19 protein-coding genes are annotated in these 20,468 nt (G+C 52.4%); 8 read left to right on the top strand and 11 right to left on the bottom strand.

Annotated elements, in window-relative coordinates; genetic code table 11:
* Positions 1-135: 135 nt before the first annotated feature.
* The gene (gene rpsB, locus D9742_RS03215) at positions 136-861 is read right to left on the bottom strand and encodes a 30S ribosomal protein S2 (RefSeq protein ID WP_000246882.1); all 726 of its coding nucleotides are present in this window, start codon (positions 859-861) and stop codon (positions 136-138) included.
* Positions 862-1,228: 367 nt separating this feature from the next.
* Between rpsB and map the strand changes: the two genes are divergently transcribed.
* The 4 genes from map (at position 1,229) to D9742_RS03195 (ending at position 6,506) form a co-directional block, all read left to right on the top strand.
* Positions 1,229-2,023, top strand: a complete 795-nt coding sequence (gene map, locus D9742_RS03210) for a type I methionyl aminopeptidase (RefSeq protein WP_130235964.1) — start codon at positions 1,229-1,231, stop codon at positions 2,021-2,023.
* Between the two features lie 258 nt (positions 2,024-2,281).
* On the top strand, positions 2,282-4,954 hold the full coding sequence (glnD, locus tag D9742_RS03205; protein ID WP_130235963.1) for a bifunctional uridylyltransferase/uridylyl-removing protein GlnD: 2,673 nt from the start codon (positions 2,282-2,284) through the stop codon (positions 4,952-4,954).
* A 30-nt stretch (positions 4,955-4,984) separates the two neighbouring features.
* Positions 4,985-5,809 (top strand): 2,3,4,5-tetrahydropyridine-2,6-dicarboxylate N-succinyltransferase, encoded by an 825-nt coding sequence (gene dapD, locus D9742_RS03200; RefSeq protein WP_001186656.1) that lies wholly within the window; start codon positions 4,985-4,987, stop codon positions 5,807-5,809.
* A gap of 310 nt (positions 5,810-6,119) precedes the next feature.
* Positions 6,120-6,506 carry a DUF3461 family protein gene (locus tag D9742_RS03195; protein WP_000272188.1) on the top strand — a complete coding sequence of 129 codons (387 nt, stop codon included), beginning with the start codon at positions 6,120-6,122 and terminating at the stop codon, positions 6,504-6,506.
* Positions 6,507-6,594: 88 nt separating this feature from the next.
* Here the strand turns inward: D9742_RS03195 and cdaR are convergent, their stop codons facing one another.
* The 3 genes from cdaR to dgt form a co-directional block, all read right to left on the bottom strand.
* Positions 6,595-7,752, bottom strand: a complete 1,158-nt coding sequence (gene cdaR / locus D9742_RS03190; RefSeq protein WP_130235962.1) for a DNA-binding transcriptional regulator CdaR — start codon at positions 7,750-7,752, stop codon at positions 6,595-6,597.
* A gap of 154 nt (positions 7,753-7,906) precedes the next feature.
* Positions 7,907-9,334, bottom strand: coding sequence for a serine endoprotease DegP (gene degP, locus D9742_RS03185; protein WP_130205012.1), 1,428 nt, complete (start codon positions 9,332-9,334; stop codon positions 7,907-7,909).
* Between the two features lie 129 nt (positions 9,335-9,463).
* Positions 9,464-10,981, bottom strand: a complete 1,518-nt coding sequence (gene dgt / locus D9742_RS03180; protein WP_130235961.1) for a dGTPase — start codon at positions 10,979-10,981, stop codon at positions 9,464-9,466.
* Between the two features lie 83 nt (positions 10,982-11,064).
* Here dgt and mtnN point away from each other — a divergent pair, with 83 nt between their 5' ends.
* The 3 genes from mtnN to D9742_RS03165 are packed head-to-tail and all read left to right on the top strand — an operon-like array spanning position 11,065 to position 13,217.
* Entirely contained in the window at positions 11,065-11,763 is a 699-nt protein-coding gene (gene mtnN / locus D9742_RS03175) for a 5'-methylthioadenosine/S-adenosylhomocysteine nucleosidase (protein WP_064525028.1), read from the top strand.
* On the top strand, positions 11,756-12,556 hold the full coding sequence (btuF, locus tag D9742_RS03170; RefSeq protein ID WP_130235960.1) for a vitamin B12 ABC transporter substrate-binding protein BtuF: 801 nt from the start codon (positions 11,756-11,758) through the stop codon (positions 12,554-12,556). The genes mtnN and btuF overlap by 8 nt, the downstream gene beginning before the upstream one ends.
* A gap of 37 nt (positions 12,557-12,593) precedes the next feature.
* Positions 12,594-13,217: a TRIC cation channel family protein gene (locus D9742_RS03165; RefSeq protein WP_064525034.1), complete on the top strand. Its 624-nt coding sequence runs from the start codon at positions 12,594-12,596 to the stop codon at positions 13,215-13,217.
* Between the two features lie 46 nt (positions 13,218-13,263).
* On the opposite strand, the gene erpA is transcribed toward D9742_RS03165, so the two are convergent.
* From erpA to D9742_RS23325, 4 genes are read right to left on the bottom strand one after another with little or no spacing between them, the layout of a single operon-like run.
* On the bottom strand, positions 13,264-13,608 hold the full coding sequence (gene erpA, locus D9742_RS03160; protein WP_001295564.1) for an iron-sulfur cluster insertion protein ErpA: 345 nt from the start codon (positions 13,606-13,608) through the stop codon (positions 13,264-13,266).
* The gene (yadW, locus tag D9742_RS03155) at positions 13,601-13,666 is read right to left on the bottom strand and encodes a small protein YadW (RefSeq protein ID WP_130235983.1); all 66 of its coding nucleotides are present in this window, start codon (positions 13,664-13,666) and stop codon (positions 13,601-13,603) included. The genes erpA and yadW overlap by 8 nt, the downstream gene beginning before the upstream one ends.
* Before the next feature lie 23 nt (positions 13,667-13,689).
* Positions 13,690-15,111 (bottom strand): H(+)/Cl(-) exchange transporter ClcA, encoded by a 1,422-nt coding sequence (clcA, locus tag D9742_RS03150; RefSeq protein ID WP_130235959.1) that lies wholly within the window; start codon positions 15,109-15,111, stop codon positions 13,690-13,692.
* Positions 15,108-15,170, bottom strand: a complete 63-nt coding sequence (locus tag D9742_RS23325) for a hypothetical protein (protein WP_240780496.1) — start codon at positions 15,168-15,170, stop codon at positions 15,108-15,110. Before D9742_RS23325 ends, clcA begins: the two co-directional genes overlap by 4 nt.
* Positions 15,171-15,334: 164 nt before the next feature.
* On the opposite strand from D9742_RS23325, the gene hemL reads away from it, so the two are divergent.
* Entirely contained in the window at positions 15,335-16,615 is a 1,281-nt protein-coding gene (hemL, locus tag D9742_RS03145) for a glutamate-1-semialdehyde 2,1-aminomutase (RefSeq protein WP_000045305.1), read from the top strand.
* 157 nt (positions 16,616-16,772) lie between these two features.
* On the opposite strand, the gene fhuB is transcribed toward hemL, so the two are convergent.
* Genes fhuB through fhuC form a run of 3 tightly spaced genes read right to left on the bottom strand, consistent with a single transcriptional unit; the run spans position 16,773 to position 20,439 of the window.
* The gene (fhuB, locus tag D9742_RS03140; protein WP_130235958.1) at positions 16,773-18,755 is read right to left on the bottom strand and encodes a Fe(3+)-hydroxamate ABC transporter permease FhuB; all 1,983 of its coding nucleotides are present in this window, start codon (positions 18,753-18,755) and stop codon (positions 16,773-16,775) included.
* A complete protein-coding gene (gene fhuD, locus D9742_RS03135; protein ID WP_130235957.1) occupies positions 18,752-19,642 on the bottom strand; it encodes a Fe(3+)-hydroxamate ABC transporter substrate-binding protein FhuD in 891 nt (296 codons plus the stop codon). The genes fhuB and fhuD overlap by 4 nt, the downstream gene beginning before the upstream one ends.
* Entirely contained in the window at positions 19,642-20,439 is a 798-nt protein-coding gene (gene fhuC, locus D9742_RS03130; RefSeq protein WP_072686427.1) for a Fe3+-hydroxamate ABC transporter ATP-binding protein FhuC, read from the bottom strand. Before fhuC ends, fhuD begins: the two co-directional genes overlap by 1 nt.
* Positions 20,440-20,468 lie beyond the last annotated feature (29 nt).

Raw genomic sequence — 20,468 nt, 5'->3', positions numbered from 1 at the left:
CCTTCATATTTCGCGCCGCAGGTGCTTTGCCTTCGCTCGCTCATCTCGGTCACTTACTGATGTAAGCTCCCGGGAATTCTCGAGCTTGCCGCCTTTCTGCAACTCGAACTATTTTGGGGGAGTTATCAAGCCTTATTACTCAGCTTCTACGAAGCTTTCTTCCGCCTGGGAAGCCAGATCCTGAGAACGGCCTTCACGTACGGTTGCAGCAACAGCGCCCAGGTACAGGGTCACAGCACGGATTGCGTCGTCGTTACCCGGGATAACGAAGTCAACACCGTCCGGATCAGAGTTGGTATCAACGATAGCAAATACCGGGATACCCAGGTTGTTTGCTTCTTTGATAGCAATGTGTTCGTGGTCAGCATCGATTACGAACAGAGCGTCCGGCAGACCGCCCATGTCTTTGATACCGCCCAGGCTGTTTTCCAGTTTCTCCAGCTCACGAGTGCGCATCAGCGCTTCTTTCTTGGTCAGCTTGTCGAAAGTACCGTCCTGAGACTGAGTTTCCAGGTCTTTCAGACGTTTGATGGACTGACGAACGGTTTTCCAGTTAGTCAGCATACCGCCCAGCCAGCGATGGTTCACGAAGAACTGGTCGCAGCTCAGAGCAGCGTCTTTCACCGCTTCGCTTGCAGCGCGTTTAGTACCAACGAAAAGGATTTTACCTTTACGAGAAGCAATCTTGTTCAGTTCAGCCAGAGCTTCGTTGAACATCGGTACAGTTTTCTCAAGGTTGATGATGTGAACTTTGTTACGCGCACCGAAGATGAACGGCTTCATTTTCGGGTTCCAGTAACGGGTCTGGTGACCGAAGTGAACACCAGCCTTGAGCATGTCGCGCATGGAAACAGTTGCCATGATTAAAACCTCTATATAAAAGTTGGGGTTATGCCTCCACGTATCCCATATTACCGACCCCAAAGGGCACCCCGGAATATGTGCCGATACGTGTGTGTTGTTACACAAAGTGAGATTGTCGCTTCCGTCCAGTCTGTGTATACGAAATGGATCGGAAGTCCGGCGCGCTTTATACCACAAATACGTCGTGGACACCAATAATTGTTGGCGCTGTGTACAGCATCAGACGATGAATTTTCTATTATAGAAAACGTTCAGTGGCACGTTTGGCGAAATTCAGAATGATTCTCAATTTGCCCGGGTGTGATACCATTGACGGCACTTACATATATATTGTCGGTATCACCGACGCTGATGGACAGAATTAATGGCTATCTCAATCAAGACCCCTGAAGATATTGAAAAAATGCGCGTCGCTGGCCGCCTGGCTGCCGAAGTGCTGGAGATGATCGAACCGTATGTTAAACCGGGCGTCAGCACCGGCGAGCTGGATCGCATCTGTAATGATTACATTGTTAATGAACAACACGCGGTTTCTGCCTGCCTCGGCTATCACGGTTATCCGAAATCCGTTTGCATCTCTATTAATGAAGTGGTGTGCCACGGTATTCCGGACGATACCAAGCTGCTGAAAGATGGCGACATCGTTAACATCGATGTCACCGTTATTAAGGATGGTTTCCACGGTGATACCTCGAAAATGTTTATCGTCGGTAAGCCAACCATCATGGGAGAACGTCTGTGTCGCATCACGCAAGAAAGCCTGTACCTGGCGCTGCGTATGGTGAAGCCAGGCATCAATCTGCGCGAAATCGGTGCAGCGATTCAGAAATTTGTCGAAGCAGAAGGCTTCTCTGTCGTTCGCGAATATTGCGGACACGGTATTGGTCGTGGCTTCCATGAAGAACCGCAGGTACTGCACTATGACTCCCCTGAAACCAACGTCGTGCTGAAACCGGGGATGACCTTCACTATCGAGCCAATGGTCAACGCGGGTAAAAAAGAGATCCGCACCATGAAAGATGGCTGGACGGTAAAAACCAAAGATCGCAGCTTGTCTGCACAATACGAGCATACTATTGTGGTGACAGATAACGGCTGCGAAATTCTGACGCTACGCAAGGATGACACCATCCCGGCGATAATCTCGCACGACGAATAAAATAAAGCTGGCTTCAGACTGATGACAAGGTCTAAAAAAGAGCTCGGACAGTCCCCTCGCCCCTTCTGGGGAGAGGGTTAGGGTGAGGGGAACAGACCAGCTCTGGTGCGAATAATTACCCTCACCCCGCCCCTCTCCCTAAAAGGGCGAGGGGGAAAAGCGTGTCTATTGTGGCTATTGAGCCAGTTTGTCAGTCATCTGAAGCCGGCGAATGCCGGCTTTTTTAATGCGATAATTTAATCTTATGGGTGGCGCACAATGAATACCCTTCCAGAACAGTACGCAAACACCGCACTCCCCACCCTTCCCGGTCAACCGCAGAACCCGGGCGTCTGGCCCCGTGACGAATTAACCGTCGGTGGGATAAAAGCCCACATCGATACCTTCCAGCGTTGGCTGGGCGATGCCTTTGACAGCGGGATTTCCGCAGAGCAATTAATTGAAGCGCGCACTGAATTCATCGACCAACTCCTGCAACGGTTATGGATTGAAGCTGGGTTCAGCCAGATTGCCGATCTGGCACTGGTCGCCGTCGGTGGCTATGGTCGTGGCGAGCTGCATCCGCTTTCAGACGTCGATTTACTGATCTTAAGCCGTAAAAAACTTCCGGACGAGCAGGCGCAAAGAGTGGGCGAGCTGTTAACGCTGCTCTGGGATGTGAAGCTGGAAGTCGGCCATAGCGTGCGCACGCTTGAAGAGTGCATGCTGGAAGGGTTATCAGATTTAACCGTCGCCACCAACCTGATCGAATCCCGCTTGTTAATTGGCGATGTGGCGCTATTTCTTGAACTGCAAAAGCATATTTTCAGCGAAGGATTCTGGCCGTCCGATAAGTTTTACGCGGCGAAAGTTGAAGAGCAAAACCAGCGCCACCAGCGTTATCACGGCACCAGCTACAATCTTGAACCAGACATCAAAAGCAGCCCCGGTGGCTTGCGTGATATCCACACCTTACAGTGGGTTGCCCGCCGCCATTTTGGCGCAACATCACTCGATGAAATGGTCGGATTTGGCTTCTTAACGTCTGCGGAACGTGCGGAACTAAATGAGTGTTTGCATATTCTCTGGCGAATTCGCTTTGCCCTGCATTTGGTAGTCAACCGTTATGATAATCGCCTGTTATTTGATCGCCAGCTTAGTGTTGCCCAACGCCTGAATTACGGTGGCGAAGGTAACGAGCCAGTCGAACAGATGATGAAGGATTATTTTCGCGTTACGCGCCGCGTTAGCGAACTTAACCATATGCTATTGCAACTGTTCGACGAGGCTATCCTCGCCCTCCCTGCCGACGAAAAACCGCGACCAATCGACGATGAATTTCAGCTACGCGGCACGCTTATCGATCTGCGCGATGAAACGCTGTTTATGCGCCAGCCAGAAGCGATATTACGCATGTTCTATACCATGGTGCGCAATAGCACGATCACCGGCATTTACTCCACCACGTTGCGCCAGTTACGTCACGCCCGTCGCCATCTGCAACAACCGCTGTGCAACATCCCTGAAGCACGAAAGCTATTTTTGAGCATTCTGCACCACCCTGGTTCGGTGCGTCGTGGACTGTTACCGATGCATCGCCATAGCGTGCTCGGTGCCTATATGCCGCAATGGTCGCATATCGTTGGGCAGATGCAGTTTGACCTGTTCCACGCCTACACGGTAGATGAACATACTATTCGCGTGATGTTGAAACTGGAGAGTTTTGCCAGTGAAGAAACGCGCCAACGCCATCCGTTGTGTGTGGATGTCTGGCCGCGATTGCCGTCACCTGAGCTTATTTTTATCGCCGCACTGTTTCACGATATCGCCAAAGGGCGTGGCGGCGACCACTCTATACTCGGCGCACAAGACGTAGTGCATTTTGCCGAACTCCACGGGCTGAACTCGCGCGAAACGCAACTGGTCGCCTGGCTGGTTCGCCAGCACTTGCTGATGTCGGTTACCGCCCAACGCCGCGATATTCAGGATCCGGAAGTGATCAAGCAGTTTGCCGAAGAAGTGCAAACGGAAACCCGGCTGCGTTATCTGGTATGCCTGACAGTGGCTGATATTTGTGCCACCAACGAAACACTGTGGAATAGCTGGAAGCAAAGCCTGTTGCGCGAACTCTATTTTGCCACCGAAAAGCAGCTACGACGCGGAATGCAAAATACGCCGGATATGCGCGAACGGGTTCGCCATCACCAGCTCCAGGCACTGGCACTGCTGCGCATGGATAACATCGACGAAGAAGCGCTGCACCAAATTTGGTCTCGCTGCCGCGCTAACTATTTTGTCCGCCATAGCCCAAATCAACTGGCCTGGCATGCGCGCCATTTATTGCTGCATGATTTAAGCAAGCCGCTGGTATTGCTTAGTCCGCAAGCCACACGCGGTGGAACGGAGATATTTATCTGGAGTCCGGACCGCCCCTATCTGTTTGCCGCCGTCTGTGCCGAATTAGACCGCCGCAATTTAAGCGTTCACGACGCACAAATTTTCACTACCCGCGACGGAATGGCGATGGATACCTTCATCGTGCTGGAGCCGGACGGCAGCCCACTTTCCGCAGATCGCCATGAAGTCATTCGTTTTGGGCTGGAGCAGGTGTTGACACAAAGCAGCTGGCAGCCACCGCAGCCGCGTCGTCAACCGGCCAAACTACGTCACTTTACTGTTGAAACCGAAGTGACATTTTTGCCGACCCATACCGACCGAAAATCATTCCTCGAATTGATCGCTCTCGACCAACCTGGACTACTGGCCCGAGTTGGTAAAATTTTTGCCGATCTGGGAATTTCGCTTCATGGCGCCCGAATTACAACCATTGGCGAGCGAGTAGAAGATTTATTCATAATTGCCACCGCTGATCGGCGCGCACTTAATAACGAGTTGCAGCAGGAAGTGCATCAGCGGTTGACAGAGGCCCTCAATCCAAACGATAAAGGGTGATGTGTTTACTGATATGAAAAGAGTTTAACAATGCAGCAGTTACAGAACATTATTGAAACCGCTTTTGAACGCCGTGCCGAGATCACGCCAGCCAATGCAGACACCGTTACCCGCGAAGCGGTAAATCAGGTGATCGCACTGCTGGATTCCGGCGCACTGCGTGTTGCGGAAAAAATTGACGGTCAGTGGGTGACGCATCAGTGGTTGAAAAAAGCGGTGCTGCTCTCTTTCCGTATTAATGATAATCAGGTGATCGAAGGGGCAGAAAGCCGCTACTTCGATAAAGTGCCGATGAAATTCGCTAACTACGATGAAGCGCGTTTCCAGAAAGAAGGCTTCCGCGTCGTACCACCAGCAGCAGTACGTCAGGGTGCATTTATCGCCCGTAATACCGTGCTGATGCCATCTTACGTCAACATCGGCGCATACGTTGATGAAGGTACGATGGTTGATACCTGGGCCACCGTCGGTTCCTGTGCGCAGATTGGTAAAAACGTGCATCTGTCTGGCGGCGTAGGCATTGGTGGCGTGCTGGAACCGCTGCAGGCTAACCCGACCATTATTGAAGATAACTGCTTCATCGGCGCACGTTCTGAGGTCGTTGAGGGCGTGATTGTCGAAGAAGGTTCCGTCATTTCCATGGGCGTATACATCGGTCAGAGCACCCGTATTTACGACCGTGAAACCGGCGAAATCCACTACGGTCGCGTACCGGCAGGTTCGGTGGTGGTTTCTGGCAACCTGCCATCAAAAGATGGTAAATACAGCCTTTACTGTGCGGTTATCGTTAAGAAAGTTGACGCGAAAACTCGCGGTAAAGTTGGTATTAACGAACTGTTACGCACTATCGATTAAGAGTACGTACACGGGCAGCATGATGCTGCCCGTTTGCTTTCTGGCTCAGATTTATTCGTCCTACTCATTCTTCCTCCTTTTTTAAATACTTTTTCATCTTGTTTCGAACTGTCATGTAATTCGCAAAACGAAGATAAATGTGCTAATCCATCCCATGGAATATCGCCAGAATAAAGCAGGTAATTTTATTAATTTTACGCCATGATAGAAGTCTGGAAGAAAAAGGCTTTCTGCGATCACAGTCGAGCCGGGCGGGCCAGGCCAAATGCTAAGATAAGCACAATTTACTGACTCATTTTGAGGTAACGCTATGTACGACAATCTGAAAAGTCTGGGTATTACCAATCCTGAAGAAATTGATCGTTACAGCCTCCGGCAGGAAGCCAACAACGATATTCTGAAAATCTATTTTCAGAAAGACAAAGGCGAGTTTTTCGCTAAGAGCGTGAAGTTTAAATATCCGCGTCAGCGCAAAACCGTGGTCGCCGATGGTGTGGGTCAGGGTTATAAAGAAGTGCAGGAGATCAGCCCGAATCTGCGGTATATCATTGATGAACTTGATCAAATCTGCCAGCGCGATCGTAGCGAAGTTGATCTTAAGCGTAAGATCCTCGACGATTTACGTCATCTTGAGTCGGTAGTGACCAATAAGATCAGCGAGATTGAAGCGGATCTGGAAAAACTGACGCGTAAATAATCCCGAACTGACGGTTAGCTCGGGCAGTCCCCTCTTCCCTTCGGGGTGAGGGGAACAAGCCTGTGTCGCCTCGACTTTAACGCATAACCTACCGCTCTTCATCCAGTTGCAACGCAACATACAGCAGCAACCTGTCATCAAAATTGCCCAAATCCAGCCCGGTCAGTTCCGATATACGATTAAGCCTATACTCCAGGGTATTACGATGAATAAACAAAGCCTTTGACGTTGCCAACGGCTGCACATTATGGCGAAACCACGCTGCCAGCGTCCGCCGCAGCAATCCGTTATTATCCATCGCTTTTAGCCGTGCCAAAGGGCGCGCCAGTTCATTGGCTTGCCAGTCGCCACGCAAACTGTCGAGTAATACTGGTAGCATCAGATCCTGATAAAAATAGCAGCGATTTTCTGGCATCCGCTGTTTACCCACTACCATCGTTGTTTTCGCCGTACGATAAGAACGCGCAATACTGCCAGCACCGGTAAAATAATTGCCCAGTGACACGCGAAAACGCAGCTGACCGTACTCCTTCATACGAGTAATAAGTTGCTCTACTCGCTTACGATGGTCTTCCGCATCCCAGCGTCCAAACGTATTCAATGCCGGTTTCAACACCACCATTTCGGTTAGCGAGACTATCGCCACCAGATTATTGCGTTCCGGCGTGGTGAGTGCATTTTGCAGTTGCTGTAGTTCCGCCATCGCGCTGTCCACGCCAAGTTGACCGCTGTCGACCTCGACAATGGCCACCACTCGGGGTTGATTGAGATCGATGCCCAGTCGTTGCGCCCATTCAGTTAACGCTGGCGTATTTTCTTCAGCCTGAATCAGATGCATGACTAACTCTTCACGCAGTCGGCTATCCTGCGCCAGCAGGTGCATCAACCGCGACTGTTCCAGCATCATCTCCGCTGTCATACAGACCAGTTCACCATATTTGCGCAAATGCTCCGGTTCACCGGTCAGGCCGATAACGCCGACAATCTCGCCTTCCAGCCGTAACGGCAGGTTAATCCCCTGACGTACGCCGTGCAGATGGCGCGCCACCGCATCATCAATATCGACCACCCGCCCTTGCGACAGTACCAGTAATGCACCTTCGTGCAATTCACCAATACGCTCACGATCGCCGCTGCCGATAATTCGCCCGCGAGCATCCATTACGTTGATATTGGTATCGATGATGCGCATGGTGCGCGCCACAATATCCTGCGCCATTTTGGTATCAAGATGCCAGCCAGCCATAAGCCCTCCGTTGTGCACGGTTTAGCATAAGGAAGTATGCAACGTACGGCATTGTGCAAATGCACAAAGGATGACGGAGAAATATGGAGTTGTGGAGGGGGTCACAAATTGAAAAGAGAACCCCTTCCCGTTTGCAGGAAGGGGTTGAGGGAGATTATTGCATTAGCAGGTAGATGGTGCTATCGCCGCGCTGAATGTTCAGCGCAAGCACTGACGGCTTGCTGTCGAGAACTTTACGCAGTTCAGCGATGTTTTTCACTGTCTGCTGGTTCGCGCCAATAATCACATCACCTTTTTTCAGGCCAATCTGCGCAGCCGGGGTACCGGTTTTCACGTTGTTCACGACTACGCCCTGATCTTTGCCTTTATTGCTCATTTCAGCGCCTTCAATGCCGTTGAAGATAGAGCTGGAATCAACTTGATTCTGGCTGCTCTGCTGCAGTTCCAGATTCACGTTGACCTGCTTACCATCGCGCAGCAAGCCCAGGGTCAGTTTGCTGCCCACCGGCATAGTACCCACCTGAGCACGCAGCGCGGCAAAGCTGCTGATCGGCTTACCGTTCAGTGAAGTGATCACATCACCCGCTTTAATACCCGCTTTTGCAGCAGAGGAGTTCGGCAGAACCTGGCTTACGAAAGCGCCACGCTGGGCGTCAACTTTCATCGCTTTCGCCAGTTCAGAGTTCAGCTCGGTCCCCATAATGCCCAACTCACCGCGTTTCACCTGGCCATATTCCACCATTTGTGAGGTCAGGTTTTTCACCATGTTGCTCGGGATAGCAAAACCGATACCGATGTTACCGCCGTCTGGTGCAAGGATCGCGGTGTTAATACCGATCAGTTCACCGTTCAGGTTCACCAGCGCACCACCGGAGTTGCCCCGGTTGATTGCTGCGTCCGTCTGGATAAAGTTTTCGTAGTTTTCGGCGTTCAGACCGCTACGCCCCAGTGCAGAGACGATACCGGAAGTTACTGTCTCGCCCAGACCAAACGGGTTACCGATAGCGACAGTGTAATCACCCACGCGCAGCGCATCGGAATCCGCCATCTTAATCGCGGTCAGGTTTTTCGGGTTCTGGATCTGGATCAGCGCGATATCAGAGCGCGGATCTTTGCCGACCATCTTCGCGTCGAACTTACGGCCATCGCTCAGTTGAACTTTAATGACCGTCGCGTTATCGACAACGTGGTTGTTAGTCACGACATAGCCTTTATCGGCATCAATAATGACGCCAGAACCCAGCGCCATGAATTTTTGTTGCTGGCCACCGCCGTTACCACCTTGTCCACCGCCCTGACAGAACGGGGAGCTCTGGAACGGAGAACCTTCCTGGCAGAACGGGGAATCATCACCGAAGAACTGCTGGAAATTACGCGGCATACGCGGCGTATTAACGGTTGTGCTACCTTCTACGTTAATGCTGACCACTGAAGGCATCACCTTTTCGAGCATCGGTGCAAGGCTTGGCATCTGCTGGGCTGTCGTTGCTGAAGAAGTCTCAGCCGCCGTTGCAGAGAGCGGAGATAACGCCAAACCTAAACTCAGAGCCAGTGCACTCAGTGCTAATGTGGTTTTTTTCATGTATTTCAGTCTCGATTAACAGATAACGCAAAATTGCTGTGTTCTTCAGATTCGTTTTATAGCGCGAAGTTCCGAACTAAAGTTTCTGCAAAAAGTAAAAATTTATTGTCCGTCTTTACAAAAGCCTGGTTATTGTTCTACGGCCATCAGACGTCGGTATTCATCCCACGCATAAAGGTCTGTCATACCGCTGATATAATCCTGTAACAGCCGGCAGCGGTAATAATATTCCCATAGCGGGAACTCAGGTGAATCTGACGATAATTTACTGACAGCCTCAACATAGGCCAAGCGATGGCGCGTTGAGAGCTTATGGAATAAACGCGTTTCAATGGGGAAACGTTTCACACGTTCTTTTTCAACAAGTTCGGTAAAGTCTGATAACGACATGTTTAACAACGGTCGATATATCTCTAATAAACCGCTAATCACCCGGTAGCCCTGCAATTCAAGCTGCTCGACATCTGGATGGCTAAACACATGTTTTACAGCGACATTTTTATATAATTTCAGCAATTGGCTACATTCACTGGCATCTTCTAACAGTGCATGATTAAAGGTTCCAGCAAAAATTGCAGGTAAGTTATCAATAAATCGTTGTGCCGCATACGGCACCAGTTTATTTAAGGTATTTACGCGTAAATACATAAAAAACTGATCTTCCGTGCTACGACTTAAGCTATTTGAGCGCGATTTTTCCCAGGCATTTTCTACCACCTGCGCAAACAGAGAACCGTTCTCATGCTGGCCCCACGCTTCATGCAGATGATGATAAAGCTGTTCAACGGTAAATATTCTTTTTTCTACCGCATCTTCAAGGTCAGCCACACAATAAGATATATCGTCGGCCGCTTCCATAATCCACGTTAATGGGAAGCGACTGTAAAGTGCTAAATTAAGTTCTTTACGTAAACGCGCAATATAGAATTCTTCAGAAAGGTAGTAGCCCGGCTTTTTCATTAAATAATCGTGAGTCTCGGGCGTTTCGCCACGCCACCATGCCGGACGGGTATATTTTAAAATACCGCCTACCTGCGCCCAGGTAAGATTCATCCGCATCAATGTATGCACCAGACGAATACCCTGTGCATTACCTTCAAAATGACATAAGTCCTGACGAATTTTTCGCCGCAGGTCGTTGAGCGACTCCTCCCCTTCCCTCAATCGCAACGCTGCCACGCTACAGCGATCGTCGGTTAATGGCTGGCTTTCGGCATCCGCCGGGTACAAACGCTGACGGAACCAGTCATTAATGGCTGCCTCGCCAAAATGACCAAACGGCGGATTTCCTATGTCATGCATCAGGCACGACATTTCGACAATGCTTTCAAACGGCCCGGTCAACTCGTCCAGACCGTACTCTTCCAGCAATTTAAGCTCTTTCAGGCGGCTTAAAATCTCTTTAGCGATATAACGCCCCACCTGCTGAACTTCCATAGAGTGGGTAAGACGCGTGCGCACGGCGGCATTGCGCTCAAGTGGGAAGACCTGGGTCTTCTGTTGCAAACGGCGAATCGCCGGGGAGTTGATAATACGCCCGCGATCGCTCTCGAAGATCCGCAGGATCTCATGTTCAGTTTTAACGCCCTGCGGTGAACGATAACGACGATGCCAGTTTATTTTATTTCGGAAATCAATCTGTGCCATGTCCTCTCCCGCGTGAGAAATACGCTTCCCCTCAAGCGCATGATAAACTATGCCTTCAAATCGAGCTTATCGCGAGTAAATCTATGAAAATCGGCATCATTGGTGCAATGGAAGAAGAAGTTACGCTGCTGCGTGACAAAATCGAAAACCGTCAAACTATCAGCCTGGGCGGTTGCGAAATCTATACCGGCCAACTGAATGGAACCGAAGTTGCGCTTCTGAAATCAGGCATTGGTAAAGTCGCTGCGGCGCTGGGCGCAACTTTGCTGCTGGAACACTGCAAGCCAGATGTGATTATTAACACCGGTTCCGCGGGCGGCCTGGCGCCAACGCTGAAAGTGGGCGATATCGTTGTCTCGGACGAAGCACGTTATCACGATGCGGATGTCACGGCGTTTGGCTACGAATACGGTCAACTGCCTGGCTGCCCTGCAGGCTTCAAAGCTGACGATAAACTGATCGCTGCCGCAGAGTCCTGCATTGCCGAACTGAATCTTAACGCTGTACGTGGCCTGATTGTTAGCGGCGACGCTTTCATCAACGGCTCTGTTGGTCTGGCGAAAATCCGCCACAATTTCCCGCAGGCCATTGCTGTAGAAATGGAAGCGACGGCTATCGCTCATGTCTGCCACAATTTTAACGTCCCGTTTGTGGTAGTGCGCGCCATCTCTGACGTCGCCGATCAACAGTCTCACCTTAGCTTCGACGAGTTCCTGGCCGTTGCTGCTAAACAGTCCAGCCTGATGGTTGAGTCACTGGTGCAGAAACTGGCTCATGGCTAAGTCACTCTTCAGGGCGCTGGTCGCCCTGTCTTTTCTTGCGCCACTGTGGCTCAACGCCGCGCCGCGAGTTATCACTCTTTCCCCCGCTAACACCGAACTCGCGTTTGCCGCCGGGATCACGCCGGTAGGGGTCAGCAGTTATTCTGACTATCCGCCAGAAGCACAGAAGATAGAGCAGGTTTCCACCTGGCAAGGGATGAATCTGGAACGCATTGTCGCGCTAAAGCCCGATCTGGTCGTTGCCTGGCGCGGGGGTAACGCCGAGCGGCAGGTTGACCAGCTTGCTTCGCTGGGAATAAAAGTCATGTGGGTCGATGCGACAAGCATTGAACAAATTGCCGATGCGTTACGTCAACTGGCCCCGTGGAGCCCGCAACCTGACAAGGCCGAGAAAGCCGCGCAAACCTTGCTGGAACAGTATGCGCAACTCAAAGCTAAATTCGCCGATAAACCTAAAAAACGTGTTTTCTTACAATTCGGCATTAATCCGCCGTTCACCAGTGGAAAAGAGTCGATTCAGAACCAGGTACTGGAAGTTTGCGGTGGAGAAAACATCTTTAAAAACAGCCGTGTTCCCTGGCCGCAGGTTAGCCGCGAACAGGTATTAGCACGCGCGCCACAGGCTATTGTCATCACTGGCGGATCGGACCAAACTCCTAAAATTGAGCAATACTGGGGTGAACAGCTCAAAATTCCCATTATTCCTCTCACAAGTGACTGGTTTGAGCGCGCAAGCCCACGTATTATCCTCGCTGCACAACAACTCTGTAATGCGCTTTCACAAGTGGATTAGCGCCTGACCTTTTCAGGTGCTCTGTGGGGATTGAACAATGCTCGTCTATTGGCTGGATATAGTCGGCACAGCGGTATTTGCCATCTCCGGCGTTTTACTTGCCGGAAAATTACGTATGGACCCTTTTGGCGTCCTGGTTTTAGGCGTGGTTACCGCGGTAGGCGGCGGAACCATTCGCGACATGGCGCTGGATCACGGCCCGGTATTTTGGGTGAAAGATCCCACCGATCTGGTCGTTGCAATGGTAACCAGCATGCTGACGATCGTCCTGGTACGCCAGCCAAGACGCTTGCCAAAATGGATGCTGCCGGTGCTGGATGCTGTTGGGTTGGCAGTATTTGTTGGCATTGGCGTCAACAAAGCCTTTAATGCGGATGCGGGTCCATTGATTGCGGTATGTATGGGCGTTATTACGGGCGTTGGCGGCGGGATCATTCGCGATGTGCTGGCGCGCGAAATCCCCATGATTTTACGTACAGAAATCTACGCAACAGCCTGTATTATTGGCGGTATTGTCCACGCTACGGCTTATTATACGTTTTCCGTCCCGTTAGAAACGGCCAGTATGATGGGGATGGTGGTAACGCTATTGATTCGACTGGCGGCTATCCGTTGGCATCTTAAACTGCCGACGTTTGCGCTGGATGAGAATGGGCGTTAAAGAGAGAAGATGTGCCGGATAGTTTATCCGGCACATTAACAGCAGATTAGATGCTGAAGGAAGAACCGCAACCGCAGGTGCTTTTCGCGTTCGGGTTGGTCACGATGAAACGCGAACCTTCCAGTCCCTCAGTATAATCAACGGAACCGCCAACCAGATATTGCAGGCTCATTGGGTCAACGACCAGGCCTACGCCCTGTTTTTCAATGGTCATATCGCCTTCGTTCACCTGATCATCAAAGGTGAAGCCATACTGGAAGCCGCTGCAACCGCCACCGGTGATATACACACGTAATTTCAGATTCGGGTTATCTTCGTCAGCGATCAGGCTTTTAACTTTGTTGGCTGCTGCGTCGGTAAACTCCAGCGGCAGTGCTACGTCATCACTCATATTTTGCTCCAAACGACATCGGCAATTGGGCAAATTGTAACCCAATAATAGTCGCCATTATCTAATACCCTGGTATTTCGTTCAAGTATTCTCGCTGGCTGGTGCGGCCTTGGTTCGCGCCAGTTGTTCCGCTTCCTGTTTCGCCAACGTACGCGCAAGGATCGCCGAGTATAGCGGTTTTCCGCCTGTAAATTGTGCTAATAGTGTCGCGCCAAGACCGGTAATAATCATTGGCAAAATGAGCTGATAGTTATCAGTCATCTCCAGTACCAGGATGATCCCCGTTAACGGCGCGCGAATGGACGCCGCCAGTAACGCGCCCATTCCGGCAATAGCAAAGGTGCCAGCTTCAAGGTGATATTGCGGAAACAGCTCTACAGCAACCATTCCGAACGCAGTTCCCAGCACGGTACCCAGCGCCAGCATCGGAGCGAAAATACCGCCCGGCGCGCCGGAAGAGAAGCAGAGTAAGGTGGTAATAACCCGCGCGACAAAGATAAATACCAGCATTCCCATGCTGAAGTTCCCCGCCGTGGCGATAGGAATCAGGTTAAAACCGCCACCTGAGGTTTCAGGTGCGACAAACCCCAGCAGCCCACACAAACCGCCAATTGCACCGCCCATCAGTACCCATTTAGTAATATTGCCGCCGTGCACGCGATGCAGCAAATCTTGCATCCCCAGCACCCATTTATTAAAAATAGGGCCGAAGATACCAAAAATAATACCGAGGATAAGATAAAGCCAAAGCGTATTGAGCGGGGCGTCAGAAAGTTTACCAACATCAATAAGCGCAACTTCGTGATTAAATACCCGGTACATAATGGTCGACATAATGACGCCAATAAATACCGCCTTAATCGAAATTAGCGTATAGCGAAACTGCGGACGCATCTCTTCAATAATAAATAAGATGCCTGCCAGCGGTGCGTTAAAGGCCGCCGCCAGACCCGCGGCTGCACCGGTTGCCAGCAACGTATGGCGAGCTTCATCGCCTTTCATACGGAAAATATCAAGCACCATCCGACCGATATTACCGCCAATCTGCACGGTTGGCCCTTCGCGCCCCAGCACCATGCCTCCGCCGAGTGTCCCCAGCCCGCCAAAGAATTTCACCGGCAGTACACGCCACCAGCGAACGGGACGCTGATCTTCCAGTGCCCCTTCAATTTCCGGGATACCCGAACCACCTGCTTCCGGCGCGTATTTGCGCACCAGAAAATAGCCGAACATTGCTAACACCGCCGAACAAAGAAAAGCGACAGTCAACAGGAGGGGATAATTATCGGCAGTGTGTACCAGCGCGCCCATACGTTGGTTCTGTAACCAGGCGACGCCTTTGTCGAAAGCGACTGCAGCCAGCCCAACAAGAGTACCGATGAGTGCCGCCATAAACAAAATGGCTAATGGCGTTTTATCACGCTCAAGAAGCTGACGAATCAGTTTTCTACGTCGCAGGCGCGCAGCCTGCTGTATTTCATAAGAAGGAGTATCAATTTTCATCCGATGATCACATATTGGTCATACAAATAAGATGACGGCATTCTACTCGCTCGTTCCATGAAAATCCTTTGCAAAGCGTAATGTTTCAAATGCACAAAACTTTTATACTCTACGAAGTCAACGTTGCAGCAGTAAAAGCAACTTGAGGTTGGCGAGTATTTAACTTGTTATGAATAACCTAGAATAGCAGCCATTCACTTTTTCTACGAATCAGGAACCCTCCATGAGTAAGTCTGAAAATCTTTACAGCGCAGCGCGCGAGCTGATCCCTGGCGGTGTGAACTCCCCTGTTCGCGCCTTTACTGGCGTGGGCGGCACTCCACTGTTTATCGAAAAAGCGGACGGCGCTTATCTGTATGATGTTGATGGCAAAGCCTATATCGATTATGTCGGTTCCTGGGGGCCGATGGTGCTGGGCCATAACCATCCGGCGATCCGTAATGCCGTGATTGAAGCCGCTGAACGCGGTCTGAGCTTTGGCGCGCCAACCGAAATGGAAGTGAAAATGGCGCAACTGGTGACCGAACTGGTCCCGACCATGGATATGGTGCGCATGGTGAACTCCGGCACCGAGGCGACAATGAGCGCCATCCGCCTTGCCCGTGGTTTTACTGGCCGCGACAAGATCATTAAATTCGAAGGGTGCTACCACGGTCACGCTGACTGCCTGCTGGTGAAAGCCGGTTCTGGCGCGCTCACTTTAGGTCAGCCAAACTCACCGGGTGTTCCGGCAGATTTCGCCAAACATACATTAACCTGTACTTATAACGATTTGGCCTCTGTACGCGCCGCGTTTGAGCAATACCCGCAAGAGATTGCCTGTATTATCGTCGAACCTGTGGCAGGCAATATGAACTGTGTTCCGCCGCTGCCAGAGTTCCTGCCGGGTCTGCGCGCGCTGTGCGACGAATTTGGCGCGTTGCTGATCATCGATGAAGTGATGACCGGTTTTCGCGTGGCGTTAGCGGGTGCTCAGGATTATTACGGCGTAGTGCCAGATCTCACCTGCCTGGGCAAAATCATCGGCGGAGGAATGCCGGTAGGTGCCTTCGGTGGTCGTCGTGATGTAATGGATGCTCTGGCCCCGACTGGTCCGGTCTACCAGGCGGGTACGCTTTCCGGTAACCCGATCGCGATGGCAGCCGGTTTCGCCTGTCTGAATGAAGTCGCGCAGCCGGGCGTTCACGAAACGCTGGATGAGCTGACAACGCGTCTGGCAGAAGGTCTGCTGGAGGCGGCAGAAGAAGCGGGAATTCCGCTGGTCGTTAACCACGTCGGTGGTATGTTCGGTATCTTCTTTACCGACGCCGAGTCCGTGACGTGCTATCAGGATGTGATGGCCTGTGACGTCGAGCGCTTTAAGCGTTTCTTCCATATGATGCTGGATGAAGGTGTTTACCTGGCACCGTCAGCGTTTGAAGCGGGCTTTATGTCTGTGGCGCACAGCATGGAAGATATCAATAACACCATCGATGCCGCACGTCGGGTGTTTGCGAAGTTGTGATCCAGCATGGTTTGTCGGATGCGGCGTAAACGCCTTATCCGACCTACAATTCGGGGGCGTTTGTAGGCCCGATAAGACGCGCCAGCGTCGCATCGGGCATCGGTTGCCGCGTAAACGCTTTATCCGTCCAGGCGTTCAGGGCCGTTATATGGAAAAATTAACGGCTCTGCTTTCTCAGCAAATAGATAAAATATGGCGCGCCGATAAAGGTCGACAGCAGCCCCGCCGGGATCTGGAATGGAAACAGCACCATCCGCCCACACCAGTCAGCGAACACTAGCAGTAATCCTCCCACCAGCGCCGAAATCACGATGTGCGGCATCGTCCGTCGAAAGCCCATCATCCGCGCGATATGCGGTGCCATTAAACCAACAAAACTCAACGGTCCAATGGTCATTGTCGCGGTCGCTGTCAGACAGGCCGCTAACATCAACAGCGCAATTCGCGTCGGCGTTAACGCCATCCCTACCGCCCGCGCGGTATCACCACCCAGCGGTAAAATGGTCAGCCAGCGGCGGCACAGTGGAGTAATCGCCAGCAAAATCACCATCACAATTCCCGTGCGCCAGACCTGCGCATCGGTGGCGTTGTAGGTCGAACCAGAGATCCAGGTCAGCACTTGCGCCATTCGCGGGTCACCACTCGCCTGCAACATCATTAAAAGCATGGTAAACGCGGTGCTTAATGCCATCCCCGCCAGTAACATGCGGTGTGGGGAAAATCCACCGCGCCCGGCGGCGATCATAATGATCAACAGCGTCACCGCCGCGCCGAGACTTCCCGCGGGTAACAGCCAGCCAAAGGCATTACCCGGCACCAGAAACAGCATCAGTACCACGCCAAACGCCGCGCCGGAGCTAATCCCCAGCACTTCCGGGCTTGCCATCGGGTTTCCGGTCAGCCGCTGAATAATGCAGCCCGCCACTGCCAGCATTACACCTGCAAACAGTGCCGCCATAATTCGCGGCCAGCGCCAGGGCATTAAATCATCGAGCAGCGCCCCGCTCGCCCACGTCCAGCCATGCGCATCTCGGCCAAACGACAACGCCACCACTATAGCCATTAACAGCAGCACGCCGCCAGCGAGGGCAAACGCCAGCACATGTTGGCGTTCAGCCGCGACACGATCGTTCACCTTCATATCCGGTGCGCTAATGCTGCGTAAACGCGGCAGCAGCCACAGCAGCAGCGGCGCACCAATCAACGCAGTCACCGAACCGGTGGACACTTCCATCCACACACGGGTTAGCCAAAGGATGATTTGATCAGAAAGCCAGAGGATCAGCGCACCAATCAGCGACGCCAGCATCAGCCGCGGCAGCAGACGCCGCGCCCCCAGCATTTTTGCCAGCAACGGCGCGAACAAACCGATAAAGCCGATAATCCCCACCGCGTTCACCAGCAGCGCACTGATGACAATCGCCAGCGACAGCGCCGCCAGACGCGCCAGCGACAAGGCCAGCCCGAGATTGCGCGCCACGCCATCATCAAGCCCCATCAGGGTTAACGGACGAAGTAGCAGCAACGTCAGCATCACACCGCCCAGCAACTGCGGCCATAAACGCTCAACGCCGCCCCAGTCGGTTTGCGTCAGCGTTCCGGTGCTCCACAGGAACATGCTTTGCAGTTGGTCATGGTGGAAGATAACCAATAACTGATTGATTGCCCCACAATAAAGGCTCACTACCAGCCCCGCGAGGATCAGCGTTACCGGCGAAAGCCGTTTCCCCCACGCGACGCCAAAGACGATTAAGCCAACAACGCAAGCGCCCGCCAGCGCAGCAAACTGACTCGCCATCGCCCCTGGGATCGCCCAGAGCGTAGTGACGGTAATCCCCAGTTGCGCACCTGTTGCAACGCCAAGTGTCGTCGGTTCCGCCAGCGGATTACGCAGCACTTGCTGAAACAGCACGCCCACCAGCCCCAGGCCTGCGCCCACCAGCAGCGAAATCGCCAGACGCGGCAGCAAGCTGTAGTGAAAAATCATCTGCTCGATGACGTCAATATCCGGCGACCAGGCAGCCTGCGCCCACTGGCTACGCGGCAGCGCCTGCGAGAAGTTCATCCAGGTCAGTGCCGTAGCGGCAATCACCAGCAACGCCAGCAATAACGCCGGGAAAAGCGCAATTCGTTTACTCACGCTTTACCTCCAATGGCGTTATCCAGAATACGCACAAAGTGCATTGCCGAAAGCGTCGCACCATAGAACCAGACCGCCGGAACGCGCTGAAAACGTCCTGCACGGACAAACGGCATCGCCTGCCAAAGCGGGGTTGCCAATAGCGCGTCCATCTCCTTGCTGTTGTCATGATCAAAACACAGTACATCAACGTCTTTATACGCCGCCAGACGATCGATACTGACGGCGGCACTGCCCCAGAAATTTGTTTCTCCCTGCCAGGCATTTGGGATGCCGTACTCATCAAGAATTTCCTGGAACAGGCTGTTTGGGCCGAAGACCAGCATATGGCGCGGATCGATAAGTGTCGTCAGCAATAACGGGCGCGCTCCACGCTTCACGAAGCGGGGTTTCATGCTGCGGATAAAGTCTTCATAGTGCGCTAAATGCGTTTCTGCTGCACTTTGCAGGTTAAGTAAATCTGCCATTTCCGTCAGCGATTTACGCGCCATCGCCAGCGGCTGTTTGCCGTCGCTGAAATTAAATCCGCGCCCCGGCGCAATACGTGCCAGCATTTCTGGCGAAGGACCATATCCCGCCGACCAGACCATAAACGACGGTTTCATTTCGGTCAGCAGTTCGAGGTTAGGTTCTGTACGCAAACCAACGTCAATCACTGAGTCCGGCAATGGTGGTTCGCTGACCCACAGGCGATAGTTGATGGTGTCCGCCACGCCGTAAGGCACGATGCCGAGCGCCAGTAGTAATTCCACCGGCAACCACTCCAGCGCCACAATACGATTTGGGTCAATAGCCGCCGCGTGGGCGGTATTCATCTGCCATAACAACGGAGAAAGCGCCATCGCCGTTAACAGTCGGCGGCGCGAAATAAGAGGTAAGCCGCTCATCAATAAACAAAACTCACAGGTGCGGCACCCGCCGGATGCGGCAAAATCCCCATCGGGATGCCATAAATCATTTCGAGGGTTTCAGCGCGCATAATTTCCGCAGGCGTTCCCTGAGCAATCATTTCACCGCCGCGCAGGGCGACCAGATAATCACAGTAGCGCGCCGCCATATTGATATCGTGCAACACGGCAATGACCGTCAGACCACGTTCCTGACTTAAACGGTGCACCAGCGCTAGCACGTCCACCTGGTGGGCGATATCCAGCGCCGAGGTCGGTTCATCCAGCAGCAGGCAACGGCTGTCCTGCGCCACCAGCATGGCGATCCACGCCCGCTGACGTTCGCCGCCGGAGAGGCTATCGACCAGCCGATGCGCCAGCGGTTTTAAACCTACCAGCGAAATCGCCTCTTCAACCTTTTCGCGATCTGCCGCGCCAAAGCGCCCCAGCGCACCGTGCCACGGGTAGCGTCCAATCGCCACCAGTTCACGCACGGTCATCCCTTCTGCCGGAGGAAGCTGCTGCGGCAAATAAGCCACTTTGCGGGCGAACGCTTTGCTACTCCAGCTTTCCAGCGGCTGGGCATCAAGAAGAATCTCGCCCTCCGACGGTGGCTGATGACGACCAAGCATTTTGAGCAGAGTGGATTTACCAGAACCATTGTGACCGATCAGACCGGTCACTTTCCCGGCAGGAAAGGTTAACGACAGCGGATGCAAAAGCGTGCGCCCTGGCACACGAAAGGAGATATTACGCAGTGCAAAAGTGGTATCGGAATGATTCGTGTATTCCTGCATAACAGCCAACTTGTGAAACGGGCACGGAA

This window comes from Escherichia sp. E1V33 (assembly GCF_004211955.1).
Taxonomy (GTDB): Bacteria; Pseudomonadota; Gammaproteobacteria; order Enterobacterales; family Enterobacteriaceae; genus Escherichia.
This window is presented reverse-complemented; position numbering and strand designations above follow the sequence as displayed.